Annotated in this window: 1 protein-coding gene; it reads left to right on the top strand. The window is 74.1% G+C overall.

Annotated elements, in window-relative coordinates; all coding sequences use genetic code 11:
- On the top strand, positions 1-243 hold a 243-nt coding region (locus HKX41_13040; protein ID NNC25059.1), incomplete at both ends, for an endonuclease/exonuclease/phosphatase family protein.

Below are 243 nucleotides of genomic sequence, written 5' to 3'. Positions count from 1 at the left end.
CCGCCGCGCATGTGCTCGCCGGCGGCGACGCGCAGCGCCCCGGCGTGGATTTCTACGCCACTCACCTGCACAACGAGCGCGACGGCGGCGCGATCCGCCGGCGCCAGATCGACAGCCTGCTCGGCTTCGTCGACGCCACCGCGCACGGCGGCCGCACCATCGTTGCCGGCGACTTCAACACCGACGCCGACGCGCCGGAACTGGCGGCACTGCGCGCCCGCTACGCCGATGCGTTCGCTACCG

Source organism: Salifodinibacter halophilus, assembly GCA_012999515.1.
GTDB classification, from domain to species: domain Bacteria; phylum Pseudomonadota; class Gammaproteobacteria; order Nevskiales; family Salinisphaeraceae; genus Salifodinibacter; species Salifodinibacter halophilus.
Note: the sequence above shows the minus strand (reverse complement) of the source record. Positions and strands in the feature narration are given on the sequence as shown.